Origin of the sequence: Aureimonas populi (assembly GCF_017815515.1) — a bacterium.
In the GTDB taxonomy this organism is placed as follows: Bacteria; Pseudomonadota; Alphaproteobacteria; order Rhizobiales; family Rhizobiaceae; genus Aureimonas; species Aureimonas populi.
This window is the reverse complement of record NZ_CP072611.1, coordinates 334897-356004: the sequence shown is the minus strand read 5'-3', so window position 1 is coordinate 356004 and position 21108 is coordinate 334897. Positions and strand designations below refer to the sequence as shown.

The following is a 21108-nucleotide window of genomic DNA, read 5'->3' as shown; positions in this document are numbered from 1 at the left end:
CCTAAAGCGTGCCGCGCGCCAGGCGCTGGAGATAGCGGCCGTACTCGCTTTTTCCAAGCTCCGTACCGAGCGCCATCAGGGCGTCGGCGTCGATGAAGCCCATATTGTAAGCGATCTCCTCGGGGCAGGAGATCTTGAAGCCCTGCCGCTGCTCGAGCGCGCGCACGAAGATGGCCGCTTCCAGCAGCGAATCGGGCGTGCCCGTGTCGAGCCAGGCAAAGCCGCGCCCCATCCTCGCGACGTTCAGCAGGCCCTCTTCGAGATAGACCTTGTTGAGATCGGTGATCTCCAGCTCTCCGCGGGCGGACGGCTTCAGGGACCGCGCGATCTCGGAGGCGCGCCCGTCATAGAGGTAGAGGCCCGTCACCGCCCAGTTGGATTCGGGCCGGGCCGGTTTCTCCTCGATCGAGAGGGCCCGCCCGTTCTCGTCGAAGGAGACGACGCCGTATCGTTCGGGGTCCGTCACGTGATAGGCGAAGACCGAAGCGCCCCCTCTCGTGGCGCCCGCGCCCGCCTCGGCGAGCAATTCCGGAAGGCCGTGGCCGTAGAAGAGGTTGTCGCCGAGCACGAGGGCGGAGGGCTCGCCGCCGACGAACTCCTCGCCGATCAGATAGGCCTGCGCCAGTCCGTCCGGGCGGGACTGTTCGGCATAGCTCAGCGACAGGCCCAGGCGGCTGCCGTCGCCCAGAAGCGCGCGGAAACGGGGCAGATCGTGCGGCGTCGAGATGACGAGGATATCCCGGATGCCGGCAAGCATGAGCGTCGACAGCGGATAGTAGATCATCGGCTTGTCGTAGATCGGCAGCAATTGCTTGGAAGCCGTCAGCGTCATGGGATGAAGGCGCGTGCCGCTGCCCCCGGCCAGAATGATACCCTTCATGGAAATCCTTGCTGTCGATCCGCCCGGCGCAGGTCTCATACTACCGATGCACAGCGAATGCCAGACGACATCCGCCCGGGCGCTCGCCGGCGGCCTCGCCAAGGAGGCTCCGGTTCGTGTAACAAGCAAGCCGGCTGCCGCCGCCATCCGCGGCGGCCGGCGATGGGATTTTCCCGCCGAATTGGATCGGTGCCATGTTCGGTCTCTTCTCCCGTTACCTGTCCGTCGGCGTCGTCAACACGGCCCTGCACTGGCTGGTCTTCGCGCTGCTTCTGGCAGCCGGCGCGACACAGGCCCTGGCGAATTTCCTCGCCTTTTGCGTGGCCGTGACCTTCTCCTTCTTCGCCAACGCGCGCTGGACGTTCCGCTCGGCCGCGACACCTTGGCGTTATGTACTCTACGTGTGCTTCATGGGTGCCCTGGCGGCGCTGGTGGGGTGGGGAGCGGACCGGGCGATGCTCCATCCCGTCATGACGCTGGTCGCCTTTTCTCTCGTCAGCCTCCTGTGCGGTTTCGCCTATTCGAGATTGATCGTCTTCAAGGTCTCCAGATGAAGCTCTCCCTTGTGGTTCCCGTCTTCAACGAGGAGGAAGCGATCCCGCTGTTCCATCGGACGGTGCGGGATTTCTTCAAGGACGGCGCGGACGAGGTCGAGATCGTCTTCGTGGATGACGGAAGCACGGATGCGACCGACGCGGTCCTGCACGATATCGCGCGGGGCGACCCGCTCGTCACGGTCGTCCGCTTCACCCGCAATTTCGGCAAGGAGCCCGCGCTCGTCGCGGGAATCGAGCATGCGAGCGGTGCGGTCGTCATCCCGATCGACGTTGATCTTCAGGATCCGATCGATGTCATTCCCCGTCTGGTCGAGCGATGGCGGGCGGGGGCCGACGTCGTTCTGGCCAAGCGGGTGGACCGCTCGTCCGACGCGCGTTTCAAGCGCAAGTCGGCCGAATGGTTCTACCGCCTGCACAACCGGATCAGCACGCCCAAGATCGAGGAGAACGTCGGCGACTTCCGCCTCATGTCGCGCGAGGTGGTGGAGAACATCAAGCTCATGCAGGAGCGCAACCTCTTCATGAAGGGGGTGCTGAGCTGGGTGGGCGGCGACGTCGACATCGTGGAGTACACGCGCGCCGAGCGCGCGGCCGGCACGTCCAAGTTCAACGGCTGGAAGCTGTGGAACCTGGCGCTGGAGGGGATCACGTCCTTCTCTACCTTTCCCTTGCGCATGTGGACCTATATCGGCCTCAGCGTGGCGGCGCTTTCCTTCGGCTATGGCGTGTGGATGATCATTGAGAAGCTCCTATGGGGCAACGAGGTGCGGGGCTATCCCTCGCTTCTGGTCTCCATCCTGTTCCTGGGCGGCATCCAGCTCATCGGCATCGGCGTCCTGGGCGAATATATCGGGCGCATCTACATCGAAACGAAGCAGCGTCCCCGCTATGTCATCCGCAAGGGCCGGACCGAGCGGGCGCGGCTTTCCGAGGCCGACTGATGCTCACGGGGCCAGCGGTTCGATGCGCAGCGCGGCCAGAGCTTCCTATGGCGCCTTGTGCAGGTGCGGCGCGGGGCGTTAGATCTTTTTCAGGATAGAGGCGACTGAGAGTTCGAGGAAGCCTCGGTCCTCCTGCCTGTAGACCTTGTACTCGCGGATGGCCCGCACACGGCCGGGCAGGCCCCGCGTTCGGGTGGCCTGGATAAAGGGCAGCGTCGCGCGCGCGTCCTCGTCCAGGAGGTCGGCGCACAGCTCGAGCCCCCGCAGGTTCCGCGTCATCCAGGAGGCGAAGCCGCCGCGCAGGAGGAAGCGCACCCGCACGATTCGCGCGCGCAGCGAGTTGTTGGCGCCCACGACATTGTTGCCGTGCTGCCGGTAGAGGAGGCGCGGCTCGGGATCGTAGTGCACGATGCCGCCCGCGCCCGAGACGATGAGGTAGGTCCACCAGTCGTGGCTGACGAAATCGGTCCTGCGGCAGCTTTCGGCCAGGATGCCGAAGGCCCGCCGGTTCATCACCATGGTGTTGCCGCCGGCAAGGCTCTGGACGATGGCATTGCGAAAGCTCGGCGGCCGATAAAACAACGGGGACAGGCCGATCTCGTGGCCCTCCTCGTCGATCGTGCGCGTGCGCGAGCCGTAGAGGCAGGCCTGCCCGTCCTTCGCCAGGGAGGCGATGGTCTGAAGTGCGTGCGAGAGCTTGTCGGGAAGCCAGATGTCGTCCTGGTCGCAGAAGGCGACATAGGGGGCGTCGATCGCGGGATCGAGAATCAGAGAGCGGTAGTTCTCGGAGAACCCGCGCCCCGGCCCGTCCACGATGGAAAAACACCCCTTGCCCCAGGATCGCGCCGCCTCTTCCAGGATCGCCCGCGTTCCGTCGCTCGATCCGTCGTCGGAGGCGAGGATGTCGATGGCCGGATGGGTCTGCTCCTCCAGCGAACGGAGCTGCTCGCGCAGGAAGCGGGCCCCGTTATAGGTGCCGAGCAGAATCGCGACGCGCTCCGGCCGGCTTTCCTCGGCATGTGTCTGCGGCTTGGTCGACTGCACGGCGCCTTCGATTCCGTCTTCGATTTCGAGCGCTTCGCCGTGCGAAGCGGGGTCTCTCTTACATCCTGCGATCGCAGACGCAAAAAGCGCGTTCGGCCGGCCATGCGCGCGAGGTGAGGCCAGGGCTGTGCGGGCGCCCGCCCGTGCTGGACGCTTGGCTTGCAGGAAGTGATCCGTCTCCGCTTGCTCGATTCCGACCGCCTTTGCCGCACGATCTTGCGCGAAAGCCCGGTAATCAGGGCAAATACGGGCTTGCGGCGCGGCGCATTTGGCGTCCTAAAGGAGCAATGTTCGGTCGATCCCGCAAAGGGAGAAGAATGCCTTTGGACAACCACCCCATCATCCGCAAGATCGAGAGCATCGCCAGATTGTCCGACGAGGAGCGGGAGGTGCTTCGCCATCTGCCGGTCTCCATCCGCGACTATGAGCGGCGGCAGGAGATCGTGCGGGAAGGGGAGAGCCCCGTCCATAGCTGCCTCCTGATCGAGGGCTTCGCCAGCCGCTTCAAGCTGCTCGAGGACGGGCGCCGCCAGATTCTGGGCCTCCATGTGCCCGGCGACATTCCCGATCTTCAGAGCCTGCATCTGCATCGTATGGACCATCACTTGGCGACGGTATCTCCTTGCAGGCTGGGCTTCATCCGCCATCACGATCTCAACGAGATGAATGCGCGCAATCCGCGCATCGCCGCGATCCTTTGGCGCGTGACGCTCATCGACGCGGCCATCCATCGCGAATGGGTCGTCAGGGTGGGGCAGCGCTCGGCGCGCCAGAGGATGGCGCATTTCCTGTGCGAGATGTTCCTGCGCCTCGAAGCGGTGGGCCTTGCCGTCAACGGGCGGTGCGTCCTGCCGCTGACGCAGGCCGACATGGCCGACGCGCTGGCGCTGACCAACGTGTCCGTCAACAGAATGCTGGTGCAGCTGAAGAAGGACGGGTTGATCGCGCTCGAAGGGCGGTTGCTTCAGGTTCTGAACTGGGGCGGCCTCATGCGCTCCGCCCATTTCGATCCTGGCTACCTGCATCTCAACCCCGAGCGCGTGATCTCCACCTTGAGCGTGCCGCGGGTCCACTCCGGCGATGCCGGAGCGGCCGCATCCCGATAGCGGCCCTCAGGCCGAACGGCGCTGGACGGCGTTCGCGATCTTGCGATTGAGAGCGTGGACGGCCGTGGGGGCCGGTGCGCCGAGGCGGAAACGCGAGACCAGCTGCTCCATGGCCGCCGCCTCTCCCGCCAGCGTGTTGCTGGCGGCGGTCGATTCCTCCACCATCGCGGCGTTCTGCTGCGTTCCCCGGTCGAAGGTGCCTACCGCCACATTGATCTCGCCGAGCGCGACGGCCTGGGCGCGTGAGGCTTCCACGATGTCGCGCACATGCTTGTGGACGCCCGAGACCTTGCGGGAGATGCCCTCCAGCGCCGCGCCGGTCTCGCCCACCATGGAAACGCCGGCCTCCACCTGCTCGTGCGAGGTGGAGATCAGGCTCTTGATCTCCTTGGCGGCCTCGGCCGAGCGCTGGGCGAGCCCGCGCACCTCCTGCGCCACCACCGCAAAGCCCCGGCCCGCCTCGCCCGCACGCGCCGCCTCGACGCCCGCGTTGAGGGCCAGAAGGCTGGTCTGGAAGGCGATCTCGTCGATTACGCCGATGATCTTGCCGATCTCGTCGGAGGAGTGCTTGATGAGGTTCATCGCCTCCACCGCGCGGGCGACGACGCGGGCCGAGCGCTCGGCGTCATCGCGCGTCTGGTCCACCATCTTCCCGGCATCGCCCGCCTGGTCGGCGGAGGTTCGAACCGAGCCGGTCAGCTCCGAAAGGGCGGCCGAGGTCTCCTCGATGGCGGCGGCCTGCTGCTCGCTGCGATGGGCGAGCTCGTCGGCGGAATGGCGTATCTGGTCGGCGCCCGAGCGCATGGATGAGGCGTTTTCCGCCACCTCGCGCAGGGCCTCGCCGAGCTTGTCGAAGGAGGCGTTCAGGCTCAGCCGGATCGGATCGAGCGCCGGGATGAAGGGCTCTTCCAGCCGCTGGTCGAGATTGCCCGCCGCCAGCTCGTCCAGCGCGGAGCCGATCCGTCGCACGGCGCGCACGCGCGGCGTGACGTCGGTGGCGAATTTCACGACGCGCGTGACCTGCCCCTTGTCGTCGAAGATCGGATTGTAGGAGGCCTGGATGAAGACCTCGCGCCCGCCCTTGCCGAGCCGGCAGAATTCGTCCGAGACGAACTCGCCCGCGCGCAGCCTGTCCCAGAAGGCGGTGTATTCGGCCGAGGCCGCGTAGGCCGCGTCGACGAACATGGAATGGCGGCGGCCTTCGATCTCGGAAAGCTCGTAGCCCAGGGCCGTCAGGAAATTGTCGTTGGCGGTGAGGATCTTGCCGCTCGTGTCGAACTCGATGACGGCCTGAGCGCGGGAGATCGCGGAAATCTTTCCGGCATCGCGCATGGCCTGCAACCTGGCCTGTGTGATGTCGGCGGCGACCTTGACCACCTTGTAGACCTTGCCCGTGCGCCCGAACACCGGATTGTAGGTCGCCTGGATGAAGACCTCGCGCCCGCCCTTGCCGATGCGGCGGAACTGGTCGGACATGAATTCGCCGCGAGCCAGCTTCTCCCAGAAATCCCCATAGGCCGGAAGGGCGGACTCCTCCGGGTGGATGAACATGCGGTGATGCTGGCCGGCGACTTCGGATCGCTCGTAGCCGAGTATCTGTAGAAAGGTTTCGTTGGCGTCGAGAATCCGCCCCTGCGGATCGAACTCGATCATCCCCATCGAGCGACCGACAGCCTCAAGGACCCGCGAGGAATCCGCCTGCAAGAAAGACACCATGGAACACGACCTCTGGGGAACATCCGCGTATGGCCGATCCTACGAAAGAATCGTCAACTAAATACGAATGATGCGCCCTCTATCGGTCAAAGAAGAGATTCGTGTGGTTGGAGTCAGGAGTCGATGATGCTTGGCGTGGTGCCGCGCGCGGCTCCCCCCGTTCCATGCGATGACTTGGCGTCTAGCAGGGATCGGTGGCGTCTTCCTGCGGCTCGTCGGCGACGGGCGGGGGCGAGGCCGGCCCGGTCGTGGCCGTTTCGCCCGAGATAGGGTCGAGACCGCCGGCGACCTGCGGGTGCTCGCCGCGCTGTACCGAATCCGGCGAGGTCTCGGACTGGCTCGTTCCGATATCGGAGCCGCCGAGGCCGCCGGTCCAGCCGGAAGAGCCCGAGCCGCCCGGCGCGGTGCCGGAACTGGCCCCCTCCACGGGCTCGGTCTCCGACGACGATTCGCCTTCCTCCGCCTCGCAGCCCGGGCGAGGGGCCGCCGGCTGCGCACCCGCGCTCGCCGGTACGGGCGGCGAGTCGCTCTCGTTCACGTTCCCGCCGAAGGGCTCGGGGGTCGGCGGGGCGGTCACGTTTCCCGGCGAGGTGGGCGTCTGTGCGAGCACGGCACCGGCGGACAGCATGAGGGCCACGAAAGTCGTTCGCAGAAGGGGGCTTGGCATCGTCGTTCCTCGCCTTGCGGCCCCGACGGGCCGCCTGTGATCGCGGGAAGAACACGCGGCCCGGCTCTCGCGTTCCATCTCCTACGGCTCGAGGTGGATGCGCGGCTCGCCCTGTGCCACCTCGCCGACGATCCGCGCGGCCGGGTAGCCGCCGGCGCGGATACGCTCCAGCAGCCCTTGCGCGGCGGGAGCGCGGCAGGCGACGAGAAGGCCGCCGGAGGTCTGCGGGTCGGTGAGAAGATGGCGCTGCCACTCGGGCAGATCGGCCGGCAGCACGACACGCTCGCCGTAGCTGTCCCAATTGCGGTGCGAGGCGCCCGTGACGAAGCCTGCCTGCGCCAGCGCGCGGGCCTGCGACAGACAGGGCAGCTCGGCGGCCCGCAAGCGCACCGCAAGGCCCGCCCCGCGCGCCATCTCCAGCGCATGGCCGAGGATGCCGAAACCGGTGACGTCGGTGATGGCGTGGACGTCCTCATCGCCCGCCAGCTCCGCGCCGATGCGGTTCAGGAGCGTGGTGGAGGCCACCATCTCCTCGTAGGCGTCCACCGGCAACTGCCCCTTCTTGAAGGCGGCCGAATAGATGCCGACGCCGAGGGCCTTGGTCAGGATCAGCGCGTCACCGGCTTGCGCGGCCGAGTTGCGGCGGATGGCGCGGGTGGGGCAGGTGCCGATGACGGCCAGGCCGTAGACGGGCTCCGGGCAGTCGATGGAATGACCGCCGGCGACGGGAATGCCCGCCTCGGCGCAGATCGAGGCCCCGCCGGCCAGGATCTGGCGGATCGTGCCGGGAGAGAGCTTGTCGATGGGCATGCCCAGGATCGCGAGCGCCATGATCGGGCGCCCGCCCATCGCATAGACGTCCGAGATCGCGTTGGTGGCCGCGATGCGCCCGAAGACATGGGGGTCGTCCACCATCGGCATGAAGAAGTCGGTGGTGGCGATCACGGACGTCTCGCCGTCAAGATCCCAGATGGCGGCGTCGTCGCCGGTCTCCGTGCCGACCAGCAAGCGCTCGAACGGGCCGCCCGCCGGCAGTTCACGAAGAAGTTCCTGAAGCACGGAGGGCGCGAGCTTGCAGCCGCAGCCGCCACCATGGGCCAGGCTCGTCAGGCGCGGATCGGTGTTCATGGGGCCTCCCTTTTCCATGCGCAGCCCCGGTTTGCTGCCCGATGCCCGCGTCGCGCGCAAGGCAAAACGCAGCGGACGAGGGATGACGCTTTCGTGGCCAGCGGGCGCCGCCAAACCGGGCAGTCCGCTTTGACTTTAGAATGGGTGCAAATTATTCTCGTTCCAGACAAGATATTCCGCGCTGGGCGTGGTGCCCTTGCAGGGAGGCAATTCGAATACGATGAACATGGAACTCTCACGGCGCACCTTCCTGAAGGGTGTGGGCGTGGGTGTGGCGGCGACTTCGATCGGGGCCTTCGGCTTCGGCGAGGCGGAAGCGGCGTTCGTGGAGGGGCTTCGGCCCTACAAGCTCGCCGGCACCACCGAGGCCCGCAACACCTGCCCCTATTGCTCCGTCGCCTGCGGCATCATCCTTTATTCCAAGGGCGATCTCTCGCAGGGAACGGCCGAGGTCGTCCATCTGGAGGGCGATGTCGATCACCCGACGAATCGCGGCACGCTGTGCCCGAAGGGCGCTGCGCTCCTAGACTTCATCAAGGCCGATACGCGCCTGATGGTGCCCAAGGTTCGCCGCCCCGGTTCCGATCGCTTCGAGGAGATTTCCTGGGACGAGGCGCTGGACGGCATCGTCCGGCACATGAAGGACGACCGGGACGCGAACTTCATCGAGCGCAACATGGACGGCGTTCCGGTCAACCGCTGGACGACGACGGGCTTCCTGGCCGCGTCCGCGACGACCAACGAAACGGCGTTCGCGACCTGGAAGGTCGTGCGCTCCACAGGCATGGTGGCTTTCGACAACCAAGCGAGAGTCTGACACGGCCCCACGGTGTCCAGTCTGGGCCCAACATTCGGTCGTGGTGCAATGACGAACCCGTGGACGGATATCCGTAACACGGACCTCGTGGTCATCATGGGCGGCAATGCCGCCGAAGCGCATCCGTGCGGCTTCAAGTGGGTTACGGAGGCGAAGGCCAACCGTGGCGCGAAGCTTATCGTCGTGGATCCGCGCTACACGCGCTCGGCCTCCGTGTCGGACTACTACGCGCCGATCCGCCAGGGCTCGGACATCGCGTTCCTGCTCGGCGTCATCAACTACTGCATCCAGAACGACAAGGTGCAGTGGGACTATGTGCGCGCCTTCACCAATGCGGCCTACCTGATCAAGGACGGCTTCGCCTATCAGGACGGGCTGTTCACCGGCTACGACGCGGAAAAGCGCGAGTACGATCGTGCGACCTGGGACTATGTGATCGGCGAGGACGGCTATGTCGTCACCGACGAGACGTTGCAGCATCCCCGCTGCGTGTGGAGCATGCTCAAGGAGCATGTCTCGATCTACACGCCCGAGATGGTGGAGCGCATCACCGGCACGCCGAGGGACAAGTTCCTGAAGGTCGCCGAGATGATCGGCGAGTGCTCGACGCCCACCCGCACGATGACGAGCATGTACGCGCTCGGCTGGACGCAGCATTCCAAGGGCGCGCAGAACATCCGCTCCATGGCGATGCTCCAGCTCATCCTGGGCAATATCGGCGTGCGCGGCGGGGGCATGAACGCCCTTCGCGGCCACTCCAACATCCAGGGGCTGACCGATATCGGGCTCATGTCGAACATGATGCCCGGCTACCTCAATATCCCGACCGAGCGGGAGGTGGATCTTTCCACCTACCTGTCGAGCCGCGGCTTCAAGCCGCTGCGGCCCAATCAGGTCAGCTACTGGCAGAACTATCCGAAGTTCTTCATCTCGCTCATGAAGGCATTGTGGGGTTCGGCCGCGACGCCGGAAAACGACTTCGCCTACCACTACCTGCCCAAGCTCGACCTGCCGGCCTATGACGGGATGCGGGCCTTCGAGATGATGAACCAGGGGCAGATGCACGGCTATTTCTGCCAGGGCTTCAACCCGATCCTCTCCTTCCCCAACCGGGGCAAGGTGACGGCGGGCCTGTCCAAGCTGAAATATCTCGTCACCATGGACCCGCTGGAGACGGAGACCTCGCGCTTCTGGGAAAACCACGGCGACTACAACGACGTGGACCCCGCCTCGATCCAGACCGAGGTCTACCAGCTCCCCACGAGCTGCTTTGCCGAGGACAACGGCTCCCTGGTCAATTCCGGGCGCTGGCTGCAATGGCACTGGGCCGGCCAGAACATGCCGGGCGAGGCGAGGCTGGACACCTGGATCATGGCGCAGATCCACTTGCGGCTGAAGAAGCTGTACCAGGAGGAGGGCGGCGCGTTCCCGGACGCGATCCTGAACCTGCACTGGCCCTATGCCGACCCGGAGGAGCCTTCGGCGGAAGAGCTGGCCAAGGAGATGAACGGCTACGCCGTGACCTCGCTGGCCGATCCGAACGATCCGGCGAGGCTGGTGCTCGAGGCGGGCAAGCAGATCCCGAACTTCGCCGCCCTGCGCGATGATGGCTCGACGGCCTGCGGCAACTGGATCTATGCCGGCTCCTTCACCGAGGAGGGCAACATCATGGCGCGGCGGGACAATGCCGACCCCGACGCCACGGGCACTTACCCGAACTGGACCTTCGCCTGGCCGGCCAACCGGCGCATCCTCTACAACCGCGCGTCCGCCGACATCAACGGCCGGGCGTGGGACCCCTCGCGCAAGCTGATCGAGTGGGACGGGGAACGCTGGAGCGGCTACGACGTGCCCGACATTCCGCCCACCGCGCGTCCGCAGGATGTCGGCCCGTTCATCATGAACCCGGAAGGCCATTCGCGGCTCTTCACGCGGGGGATGCTGCGCGACGGGCCGTTCCCGGCCCATTACGAGCCGTTCGAGTCCCCCATCGCCAACGTCATCGCCCCTGCGATCCGCGGCAACCCGGTCTCGCGCGTTTTCGAATCGGACCGCGCCACCTTCGGCGACGCCTCCGAGTTCCCCTATGCGGCGACCTCCTACCGGCTGACCGAGCATTTCCACTACTGGACCAAGCATGTCTGGGTGAACGCGGTGCTCCAGCCCGAGTTCTTCGTGGAGATCTCGGAGGAGCTGGCGGCCGAGAAGGGCATCGAGAAGGGCGGCTGGTGCCGCGTCTGGTCCAAGCGCGGCTCGGTGCAGGCCAAGGCCGTCGTCACCAAGCGCATCCGGCCGCTGGTCTGCGACGGCAAGACCGTCCACGTGGTGGGCATTCCGCTGCACTGGGGCTTCACCGGGGCCGCCCGCAACGGCATGGGCCCCAACACGCTGACGCCCGCCGTCGGCGACGCCAATATCGAGACGCCGGAGTTCAAGGCGTTTCTGGTCAATATCGAGCCGTCCACCGGGCCGGCGGTTTCGTAAGGGAGGATTGAGTCATGACAATCAACGTCAATCCTCCCGTCGCGCCCGACACCGAGATGCTCATGGGGCCGCAGGATTACATCCGGCGGTCCGCCTCCTCCGTGCCCGCGCCCCAGCGGCAACTGGAGGAGGTGGCCAAGCTCATCGACGTGTCGAAGTGCATCGGCTGCAAGGCGTGCCAGTCGGCGTGCCTGGAATGGAACGACCTTCGCGAGGAGGTCGGCGTCAATGCGGGCGTCTACGACAACCCGCACGACCTGACGCCGAACACCTTCACGCTCATGCGCTTCACCGAATGGGTGAACCCGGAGACGGACAATCTGGAGTGGCTGATCCGCAAGGACGGCTGCATGCACTGCGCCGATCCGGGCTGCCTGAAGGCCTGCCCGGCGCCGGGCGCCATCGTGCAGTACTCCAACGGCGTCGTGGACTTCATCAAGGACAATTGCATCGGCTGCGGCTACTGCGTGAAGGGCTGCCCCTTCAACATCCCGCGCATCTCCAAGGTCGACAACCGCTCCTACAAATGCACGCTCTGCTCGGACCGCATCGCGGTGGGGCAGGGGCCGGCCTGCGCCAAGGCGTGCCCCACCAAGGCCATCGTGTTCGGCACCAAGGAGGAGATGAAGGCCCATGCGGCGGACCGCATCGAGGATCTGAAGTCGCGTGGCTACGCCAATGCCGGGCTCTACGACCCGCCGGGCGTGGGCGGAACGCACGTGATGTATGTGCTGCACCACGCCGACAAGCCCTCCATCTATGCGGGCCTGCCGGACAATCCGCGCATCTCGCCGCTGGTGGAGGCCTGGAAGGGCGTCACCAAATATGCCGGCCTTGCGGTGATGGGCTTTGCGGCGGCGGCCAGCGTGCTGCACATCGCCGTGGCGGGGCGCAACAGGGTCTCGGCGCATGACGACGAGGAAGCGGCGCGCATCGCCAAGGGCGCGCCCGAGGAAAGAGACCACCCGTGAGCCGCAACCCCGTCATCGATCGTGGCGACGCCCTTCATACGGAGAAGGGCGTCGTCGTGAACCGCTATACAAGGTCGGCGCGGATCAACCACTGGATCACCGCCTTCAGCCTCGTGGCGCTGGCGATCTCGGGCCTTGCGCTGTTCCACCCCTCGCTGTTCTTCCTCACCGGCCTGTTCGGCGGAGGGCAGCTCACGCGCGCCATCCATCCGTGGATCGGCGTCGTCCTCTTCGTCTCTTTCTTCCTCCTGTTCGTGCGCTTCTTCCGCCTGAACCTGCCGAAGCGCGAGGACGCCCAGTGGGTGGCCCATATCGGCGACGTTCTGAAGGGCGACGAGGAGAAGCTGCCCGAGGTGGGCAAATACAATGCCGGCCAGAAGTTCGTGTTCTGGGCGATGTCGATCCTGATCGCGGTCCTGATCGTCTCCGGCATTCTCATCTGGGAGCGGTATTTCGGCCAGCTCATCTCGATCGAGGGGCGGCGGATCGCGGTGCTCGTCCATGCCGTCTCCGCGGTCGCGATCATCTGCGTGTGGATCATGCATGTCTACGCCTCCTACTGGGTGGAAGGCACGATGAGCGCCATGACACGTGGCAAGGTCACGGGCGGCTGGGCCTACCGGCACCATCGCAAGTGGTTCCGGGCGCTGGCCAAGGAGCCGCAGGGCGGCCAGCCGGAAAAGAGTTCGTCCGGAACCACCCCGGCCGAGTGACATTGAAAGCAACGGGCGACCCCGCGTGACCCGGGCGGTTCGTGGAGAATAAAGAATGGCGCGAAAGATCCCCATCGCGGGAGACATGACGGCGATCGGCGAGGTGAAGACCCCGCCCTTTGCGCGTACGCCCGATCCTACCCGCCTGTTCGAGCGGCGGGCGGCCCGCTTCCGGGCCTTGGCGGACGATACCGGCATCGGCCCCTATCTCGGTTTCCTGGCCGGCCTGGTCGCAGCCCAGCACGAGGTCGCGCGTGAGCTGCCGGAGGCCGAGCCGGTGGCGGAAGAGGCACTGGCGCGCGCTGTCGACCACGGTATGCCCCCGCTCGACCGCAACGGCTTTGCGCCGGACGCGCTGCTCGGAACCATCACCGACCACCTGTTCACGCGCGCTCGTACGCTCGACATGCCGGAACAGGCCGCGCGGGCGCTGGAGCGCGTGGCGACGGGCCGGGCCGAGACGCGTCTCCACATGATCGGCAACGTTCTGGCCGACTCCATTCCCGTGGAGGCCATGGCCGAGCATGTCTATGTCGCGGCGGCTCTTCAGGTGCGCTTCACGCACGCCGCATCCGCGCTGCCGGAGCGGCGGCTGAAATCGGTGGCCGACGGCGCGGCCTGCCCGGCTTGCGGCGGCCCGCCGGTCTCCTCCGTGATCGTGGGATGGCCGCAGGCGGGCGGCACGCGCTTCTGCGCCTGCGCGCTCTGTTCCACGATGTGGCACCATGTGCGCGTCAAATGCGTCCTCTGCTCTTCCACCAAGGGCATCAAGTATCAGGAGATCGAAGGCGGCCCAGGCTCCATCAAAGCCGAGACCTGCGACAATTGCGGCTGCTACGTGAAAATCCTGAACCAGCAGAAGGACGTGTCGCTGGAGCCGCTGGCCGACGATGTCGGAAGCCTGGCCATCGATCTCCTGATGAAGGAAAGCCGGTTCCGGCGCGGGGCGTTCAACCCTTTCCTCCTCGGATATTGACCCGATGGATTCACCCCTCGGCCGGCTTCCATCCGTCGATCTGGTGCTGCGCTCCTGCGTCGGCGCGGCCCTGATCGAGCGTTTCGGCCGCGCCAGCGCGACGCAGGCCGTGCGCCAATCGCTCGCGCGGGCGCGGGAGGTCGTGCGGCAGGGCGGCGAGCCATCGGACGCCGAGGTCATCGGCGCCGAGGCCCTTGCGCGGCTGGAGGGCGAGGCGGTTTCGACCCTGCGCCCCGTCTTCAACCTGACCGGGACGGTGCTCCACACCAATCTGGGCCGCGCGCAGCTTGCGCAAGCCGCGATCGAGGCGGCGGTCCGGGCCATGCGAGAGGCGGTGGCGCTCGAATTCGACCTGTCCAACGGCAAGCGCGGCGAGCGCGACGAGCATCTTCGCGCTCTGGTCTGCGAACTGACGGCGGCCGAGGACGCCACGGTCCTCAACAACAACGCCGCCGCCGTGCTCATCACGCTCAACACACTGGCCGGCCGGGGGCAGGGCGCCGTCGTCTCGCGCGGGGAACTGATCGAGATCGGCGGCGCCTTCCGCATGCCCGACATCATGGCCCGCGCCGGGGCGCGGCTGGTCGAGATCGGCACCACCAACCGCACCCATGCCAAAGACTACGAAGCCGCGCTGGCTGAGGGCGATATCGGCCTCGTTCTGAAGGTCCATACATCGAACTACCGCGTGGAGGGCTTCACCAAGGAGGTCCCGGCCCCCGAACTGGCGGCCATCGCGCGGCGCGCCGGCGTGCCGCTCGTCAACGATCTGGGGTCCGGCACGCTGCTCGATCTTTCCCGCTGGGGCCTGCGGCACGAGCCCACGGTGCGCGAGGCGGTGGCCGAGGGCGCCGATCTCGTCACCTTTTCGGGCGACAAGCTGCTCGGCGGCCCGCAGGCGGGCTTCATCGTGGGGCGAAGGGACCTGATCGCCTCCATCAACCGCAACCCGATGAAGCGGGCGCTGCGCGTCGACAAGATTCGCCTTGCGGCGCTGGAGGCCACGCTCAAGCTCTACCGGGACCCGGACCGGCTGGCCGAGCGCCTGCCGACGCTGCGCTTTCTCTCCCGTAAGGCCGAAGATATCGCGAGAACGGCGCAGGCTCTGGAGGCGCCTCTCGCCCGCGCCCTCGGGCCCGGCTACGCGGTGAGCGTGACGGAATGCGCCAGCCAGATCGGCTCCGGCGCGCTGCCGCTCGATACTTTGGCCAGCGCGGGCCTTGCCATCCGCCCCGTGGACGGGCGTGGCAGTGCGCTGGAGCGGCTGGCGAGCGCCCTGCGCCGCCTGCCCGTGCCGGTGATCGGGCGCGTCAGCGAGGGCGCGCTCGTGCTCGATTGCCGCTGCCTGGAAGAGTCCGAGGCCTTTGCGCGCAACATTGCGGCGCTCGACGCGGGGGCGGTCGATGCGCTGGCTTGAGCGCTCGCGGCGGGCCGAACCCGATCCGATGCACCAGGCGCTCACCGCCGCGAGGGCGGGCGACTACGCCGCCGCGCTGGCCATATGGGAGCCGCTGGCCCGCTCGGGCCATGCGCGCGCGCAGAACAATATCGGCGCCTGCTTTGCCGAGGGGCTGGGTGTCGCGGCCGATCCGATGCTCGCCTTCAAATGGCTGAAGCTCTCGGTCGATGGCGGCGACCCGGTGGGACGGCGCAACCTCGCCGCGCTCTACTTCCGCGGCGAGGGCGTGCCGCAGGACGATATCGAGGCGATGCGGCTCTACCGCCTTGCCGCCGAAGAGGGTGACGGCCCGGCGCAGGACATGCTGAGCTGGATGCTGCTGGAGGGCGAGGCGCCGGATCTGGCGGAGGTGAAGCGCTGGGCGGAGCTGGCGGCCGGGCAGGGCGTGGCCGCCTCCATGACGCGGCTCGGGATGCTTCACCACAACGCGCTGGGCGTGCCGCGCGACCCCGCCGAGGCCGCGCGCTGGTGGCGCATGGCGGCCGAGGCCGGCGACGCGGACGGGCAGGCCATGCTGGGCGCGGCGTATCTGACAGGCGGCGGCGTGGCGCGCGATCCGCTGGCGGCCCTCGAATGGCTGCTGCGCGGGCGGGCGGGCGGCTCGGCGCTGGCGCAGAATTTCGTGGAACCGGCGCGCGCGCAACTCTCCGAGGGGGAGCAGGCCGAGGCGCGCCGTCGCGCCCGCCTGCCGCTGGCGCAGGAAGGCCCGGCGGCATGATCGTCGGCACGGCGGGCCATATCGACCACGGCAAGACCTCGCTGGTGCGCGCGCTGACGGGCGTGGAGACGGACCGGCTGAAGGAGGAGAAGCAGCGCGGCATCTCCATCGACCTCGGCTTCGCCTATCGCTCGCTGGAGGGCGGCGGGCGGATGGGCTTCGTGGACGTGCCGGGCCATGAGCGCTTCGTCCACACCATGCTGGCCGGGGCGGGGGGCATCGACTTCGCGCTTCTGGTGGTGGCGGCCGACGACGGCGTCATGCCGCAGACGCGCGAGCATCTGGCGATCCTCGATCTCTTGGGAATCGAAAAGGGACTGGTCGCCCTCACCAAGACGGACCTGGTGCCGCCCGAGCGGCTGGAGGAGGTTCGCGCCGAGCTTCACGTGCTTCTGGGCGACACGGGCCTTGCGGGCGCGGACATCCTGTCGGTCTCCACCACCACGGGCGAAGGCGTGGACGCGCTGCGGGCGCGCCTCGACACCGAGGCCGCGCGCTTCCATGTACGCTCCAGCGCGGGACGTTTTCGCCTCGCCGTGGACCGTTCCTTCGTTCTGGCGGGGGCGGGCACGGTCGTCACCGGCACGGTGCTGTCCGGGCGGGTGCGCGTCGGCGATGCGGTGACGGTGAGCCCATCGGGCCTCTCGGCCCGCGTGCGCTCCATCCATGCGCAGGATCGCAAGGCCGAGGAGGGCGTGACCGGCGACCGCTGCGCCCTCAACCTCGCCGGCGAGAGCATCGCGCGCGATGCGGTGAAGCGCGGCGACATGGTGGTCGATCCCGCGCTTCACGCGCCCACGAGCCGGATCGACGCCACCTTGCGGGTGCTGGCCTCCGAGCCGAAGCCCATCGGCCAGTGGTTCCCGGTGCGCCTGCACCATGGCGCCGAGGAGATCGGCGCGCGCATCGTGCTTCTGGGCGAGGAGCCGGTGGCGCCCGGCGGCCAGGCGCGGGTGCAGCTCGTGCTGGAGAGGCCGGTCGCGGCCGCCAGCGGCGACCGCTTCGTCATCCGCGACACCTCCGCCCGGCGCACCGCCGGCGGCGGGCGCTTCATCGACCTTCGCGCCCCGGCGCGCCGCCGCCGCACGCCCGAGCGCCTCGCCCAGCTAAGCGCGATGGCCGAGCCCGACCACGGCCACGCGCTGGCGCGCCTTCTCGACACCGCGCCCTACCATGCCGAGTTCTCCGCCTTCCTGCGCGATCGGGCGGCCGGGGAGGGGGAGGCAAGCGCGCTGGCCGAGGCGCAGGGCTTCGTGACGATCGCCGGCGATATGGTGATGGCCCCGGCGCATTGGCTGCGCCTGACGCGCGCGCTGGCGGCGGACCTTGAGGCCTTCCACGCCGAGAACCCCGATTTGCCGGGCATGGGCATGGAACGGCTGCGGCTGCAAAGCGAGCCGCGCCTGCCCGCCCCCGTCTTCCGCGCCGCGCTTCAGGCTCTCGCGCGGCAGGGCGTTCTCTCGCTGGAGGGCGCCTGGGTGCGGCTCGCCGGCCACGAGGCGCGGCTTTCGGACAAGGACGAGGCGATCTGGACGATCGTGGAGCCGCAGCTTGCAGGCGAGGAGCGCTTCCGACCGCCGCGCACGCGCGACCTGGCCGCTCTTTTCGGCATCGCCGAGGCCGACATGCGGCGTGTCCTGAAGACCGTCAGCCGCATGGGCCGGACCTACGAGGTGGCGCAGGATCATTTCTTCCCGCGCGCCGTCGTTGCCGAGATCGTCGCCATCATGCGCGACATCGCCGCCGCCGCCCCCAAGGGCGAGTTCACCGCCGCCGACCTGCGGGACCGGCTTGCAAATGGCCGCAAGGTCGCTATCCAGATCCTGGAATTCTTCGACCGGCACGGCCTCACCCTTCGCAGGGGTGACCTGCGCCGGCTGAACCCGCACCGGCTCGACCTCTTCGGCGAGCCCGGTCATGGAAGAGAAGCGTCCCCGGTGGGGCGTCCGGACTTCAAATCCGGGAGGGGCCATTCGGTCCTGTATTGATCCGTGTGCTATAAGCCCAATCTGTTAGCCTAGGCTATCTTACCGTGATCGTGATGCGCTTAAGCTGGAGGTTGTGATGCGGATGATGGCTACGAGGTTCGAGTGATTGTGGCCAAAGCCTGGGAGTCCTTGGATTCGTCACGATGCGAGCATCAGCAATAACGCCACTCTCGCCGTTCTCGCTGCAAATCACCGATTCGCCTGACCTCAATTCGCCTGCTGCATCCATATTCCTTGCGATTATCGGCTGTTCATACCCGCATCACGTCGTCACGTTCAGGCGCCGGCCTCAGTTCGCAGTCGGTATTGACAACTTTCGATATGAGTCGAGAGATAAATATCTCAGAGAGATATATAATTCATGGGGTAAATAGGCCCAGGAATTTTGTAGTCCTCTACACGACCAAATGGTTATTTCGTCGAAATCCCCTTGATTTGACTGGAAATAATAATGGAACGCATCAAAAGAATACGGTCACTTTTTGACACTTCCGGCGTTGGTCTGGAAATTGGTGCGAGTTACAATCCTATTCTTCGAAAATCAGATGGATTTAACGTTAAAATCGTCGATCATGCAGATGCGGATGCGCTTAAGTATAAATATAGAAATGTTCCTGGATCTGATAAAATTGAAGAAGTTGATTATGTTTCCGACGGAAGATCATTGATTGATCTGATAAACCTTCATAATTACTTCGATTTTATTATAGCATCTCATGTAGTTGAACATGTACCAGACGTTGTTTCATTTCTAAATGACTGCCATTCTCTTCTGAATGCGAGTGGTGTTCTGGTGCTGGCAGTGCCAGACAAGAGATTTTGCTTCGACGTCTTCCGACCCGTCAGTACCGTCGGCGAAGCTTATGAAGCGTATATGCAGAGGCGCACTCGGCATTCAGCCGCTACGCTGATCGACGACATCATCTACAGCGTCCGAAAGCCATCTGATTTCGTTTGGGTCGAGAAAGATACTGCCGATCTGTGCATGCGGCTTCCAGAGAGCGAAGCACACGCGGCGATCGCCCGCACAAGAGATCTCGCCTACAACGACGCTCACGGTTGGTGTTTTACTCCAAGTTCGTTTCGATTTCTAATCGAGAAATTGAACATGCTAGGGATAATAAAACTTCGCGTTTTGACGCTTAGCAAGTGCTCCGAGCCCATCGACCAACATGAGTTTCTAACTGTCCTCTCCAACCGGGGGGATGCCTCCAAACTGGACGACATTGCTCATTTGCAAGCGATCGAGGACGACCTTCGAGAGATTAGGACACCCGGCCAGATTGCGGCGGAGATCGAGGCGCAAAAGGCAGAGAGTGAACGCATCCGTGTGCTTCAGGACCTTCTTCATCAAGCGGAACGCGACAGGCAAATTGCCCTCGAGCAAGTCGCTGCCGCAGAAGCCGAGGTTGCGCGTATACGTAGTTCCAAGACTTGGCGATATACCGAGACTGCGCGCAACCTCTACGCTCGCATGCGACGAAGTTAGCCCGCTTGGCACGAGCGTTTCGCTGCAATATGCAGCTATGCAGCTATGCAGCAAAATGAGAGCCCTATGTCTGAATTAGCAAAATCGAAAGTCGCTCCAAAAGTGGTTGTCGTGATCCCGTTTTATAACGGATCCGATACGATTGAGAGGGCCGCACGAAGCGTTCTTGATCAAACCATCCCGGCCACCGAGTTCGTCGTTGTTGATGACGGATCGCGAAAGGACGAAGCTGACAAGCTTGATGAGATCGCCGCTCGAATGGGGTTCCGTGTCCTGCGAAAAGAAAACGGCGGACAGGGATCAGCGCGGAACGCTGGTGTCGCCGCAACAACATCACCTTTCATCTGTTTTCTCGATCAAGACGATTTTTACCTTCGTCATCACATTGAGGTGCTCGCTGACGCGATGCCCGAAAACGACTCGCACTTTGGTTGGGTTTATGGCGAACTGTTCGAGGCGGAAAAGGACGGGTCCGTTGTTCGAACGAGCATCGTCAGTCACCATGCCAGCCATCCAAAAACCAACATCTTCGATCTTATTCGATACGATATGCACGTCCTGCCTTCAGCTGCGATGATTGGCCGGGAAGCCTACGAGGCAGTTGGTGGGTTTGATCCTCAGTTCATGGGTTATGAGGATGACGATCTATTTCTTCGAATGTTCCGCAAAGGATATACGAATTACTTTACTGAAAAGCCGGTTACCGTCTGGTGCATTCATACTGAAAGCACTTCATATGGGATTAGAATGGCGCGATCTCGACTTCGATACTTTAAGAAGCTTGCGGGTAGCTTCCCAGATGATGAAATAAAGCGTCGATTTTTTATGAGAGATCTGCTTATACCGCGCTTCCATAACCTTATAATGGATGAGGCTATTCTTGCCTCTGTTGGTGAATTAGGTAAATATGAAACTTATAAAGAAGAATACATTCAGATTGCGAACGAATACGGGGCGATAGTTATTTCGGATAAGTCTGTTCCGAGGCAGCTAAAGCGCCGATTGGCTCTTCATTTGAGCCTAATAAATAGCCCAAGATGGGCAAAACGCATTTACAAGCTTCGTCCATTTATTGGCGTTATTCGTGCAGTAAAGTCTCGTATTCTTCGTATATAGGTGTTTAGTCTCAGGTTTGATGGTGCATTGTTTTCTTCAGAATGGAAGGATGCGCGATTGATGCCCTCAATCCTTACAGCCATGTGATGCCGGAGATCGAAACCGATCTGGACGGGTAGGTTGACGCCGCTATCCAGCGAGCCGTAAAGCGTGCAGTTGGAGGCGTCTAGTAGCAAATCGGTAGTAGCGGCGGCGTAGAGGGCTGCTACAGGTCGAACAGTTCAATGAAAAGAATGCTCGGAAGAGAAGCGTCCCCGGTGGGGCGTCCGGACTTCAAATCCGGGAGGGGCCGTGAGCCGGTCCCTGGTGGGTTCGACTCCCACTCTCCTCCGCCAATC

17 protein-coding genes and 1 tRNA gene are annotated in these 21108 nt (G+C 65.0%); 13 read left to right on the top strand and 5 right to left on the bottom strand.

Annotated elements, in window-relative coordinates:
• Position 1: 1 nt before the first annotated feature.
• Positions 2-880, bottom strand: coding sequence for a glucose-1-phosphate thymidylyltransferase RfbA (gene rfbA / locus J7654_RS01635; protein WP_209737626.1), 879 nt, complete (start codon positions 878-880; stop codon positions 2-4).
• A 194-nt stretch (positions 881-1074) separates the two neighbouring features.
• Between rfbA and J7654_RS01630 the strand changes: the two genes are divergently transcribed.
• Positions 1075-1434 (top strand): GtrA family protein, encoded by a 360-nt coding sequence (locus J7654_RS01630; RefSeq protein ID WP_209737625.1) that lies wholly within the window; start codon positions 1075-1077, stop codon positions 1432-1434.
• Positions 1431-2378 carry a glycosyltransferase family 2 protein gene (locus J7654_RS01625; RefSeq protein ID WP_209737623.1) on the top strand — a complete coding sequence of 316 codons (948 nt, stop codon included), beginning with the start codon at positions 1431-1433 and terminating at the stop codon, positions 2376-2378. The genes J7654_RS01630 and J7654_RS01625 overlap by 4 nt, the downstream gene beginning before the upstream one ends.
• 78 nt (positions 2379-2456) lie before the next feature.
• On the opposite strand, the gene J7654_RS01620 is transcribed toward J7654_RS01625, so the two are convergent.
• Complete coding sequence (locus tag J7654_RS01620) at positions 2457-3422, bottom strand: glycosyltransferase family 2 protein (protein ID WP_209737621.1); 966 nt, start codon at positions 3420-3422, stop codon at positions 2457-2459.
• Positions 3423-3739: 317 nt separating this feature from the next.
• On the opposite strand from J7654_RS01620, the gene J7654_RS01615 reads away from it, so the two are divergent.
• The gene (locus J7654_RS01615) at positions 3740-4528 is read left to right on the top strand and encodes a Crp/Fnr family transcriptional regulator (protein ID WP_209737619.1); all 789 of its coding nucleotides are present in this window, start codon (positions 3740-3742) and stop codon (positions 4526-4528) included.
• A gap of 6 nt (positions 4529-4534) precedes the next feature.
• Here the strand turns inward: J7654_RS01615 and J7654_RS01610 are convergent, their stop codons facing one another.
• The 3 genes from J7654_RS01610 to selD all read right to left on the bottom strand — a co-directional run bounded on the left by J7654_RS01610 (position 4535) and on the right by selD (position 8039).
• Positions 4535-6244, bottom strand: a complete 1710-nt coding sequence (locus tag J7654_RS01610) for a methyl-accepting chemotaxis protein (protein ID WP_245195595.1) — start codon at positions 6242-6244, stop codon at positions 4535-4537.
• A 181-nt stretch (positions 6245-6425) separates the two neighbouring features.
• Positions 6426-6872, bottom strand: coding sequence for a hypothetical protein (locus J7654_RS01605; protein WP_209737617.1), 447 nt, complete (start codon positions 6870-6872; stop codon positions 6426-6428).
• 120 nt (positions 6873-6992) lie between these two features.
• Positions 6993-8039: a selenide, water dikinase SelD gene (selD, locus tag J7654_RS01600; protein WP_209737615.1), complete on the bottom strand. Its 1047-nt coding sequence runs from the start codon at positions 8037-8039 to the stop codon at positions 6993-6995.
• Between the two features lie 220 nt (positions 8040-8259).
• Here selD and fdnG point away from each other — a divergent pair, with 220 nt between their 5' ends.
• The 10 genes from fdnG (at position 8260) to J7654_RS01550 (ending at position 21105) form a co-directional block, all read left to right on the top strand.
• Positions 8260-11340, top strand: coding sequence for a formate dehydrogenase-N subunit alpha (fdnG, locus tag J7654_RS01595; protein ID WP_209737613.1), 3081 nt, complete (start codon positions 8260-8262; stop codon positions 11338-11340).
• A 14-nt stretch (positions 11341-11354) separates the two neighbouring features.
• A complete protein-coding gene (fdxH, locus tag J7654_RS01590) occupies positions 11355-12311 on the top strand; it encodes a formate dehydrogenase subunit beta (RefSeq protein WP_280842348.1) in 957 nt (318 codons plus the stop codon).
• Entirely contained in the window at positions 12308-13024 is a 717-nt protein-coding gene (locus J7654_RS01585; protein ID WP_209737611.1) for a formate dehydrogenase subunit gamma, read from the top strand. Before fdxH ends, J7654_RS01585 begins: the two co-directional genes overlap by 4 nt.
• A 55-nt stretch (positions 13025-13079) precedes the next feature.
• A complete protein-coding gene (gene fdhE / locus J7654_RS01580) occupies positions 13080-14000 on the top strand; it encodes a formate dehydrogenase accessory protein FdhE (RefSeq protein WP_209737609.1) in 921 nt (306 codons plus the stop codon).
• A 4-nt stretch (positions 14001-14004) separates the two neighbouring features.
• Entirely contained in the window at positions 14005-15417 is a 1413-nt protein-coding gene (gene selA, locus J7654_RS01575; RefSeq protein ID WP_209737607.1) for an L-seryl-tRNA(Sec) selenium transferase, read from the top strand.
• Entirely contained in the window at positions 15404-16177 is a 774-nt protein-coding gene (locus J7654_RS01570; RefSeq protein ID WP_209737605.1) for a tetratricopeptide repeat protein, read from the top strand. Before selA ends, J7654_RS01570 begins: the two co-directional genes overlap by 14 nt.
• Complete coding sequence (gene selB, locus J7654_RS01565; protein WP_209737603.1) at positions 16174-18165, top strand: selenocysteine-specific translation elongation factor; 1992 nt, start codon at positions 16174-16176, stop codon at positions 18163-18165. The genes J7654_RS01570 and selB overlap by 4 nt, the downstream gene beginning before the upstream one ends.
• Positions 18166-18616: 451 nt before the next feature.
• Positions 18617-19654 carry a class I SAM-dependent methyltransferase gene (locus J7654_RS01560; protein WP_209737601.1) on the top strand — a complete coding sequence of 346 codons (1038 nt, stop codon included), beginning with the start codon at positions 18617-18619 and terminating at the stop codon, positions 19652-19654.
• A 66-nt stretch (positions 19655-19720) separates the two neighbouring features.
• The gene (locus J7654_RS01555; RefSeq protein WP_245195594.1) at positions 19721-20770 is read left to right on the top strand and encodes a glycosyltransferase family 2 protein; all 1050 of its coding nucleotides are present in this window, start codon (positions 19721-19723) and stop codon (positions 20768-20770) included.
• Between the two features lie 239 nt (positions 20771-21009).
• Positions 21010-21105 (top strand) — tRNA-Sec (locus J7654_RS01550).
• The last annotated feature ends 3 nt before the right edge of the window (positions 21106-21108 follow it).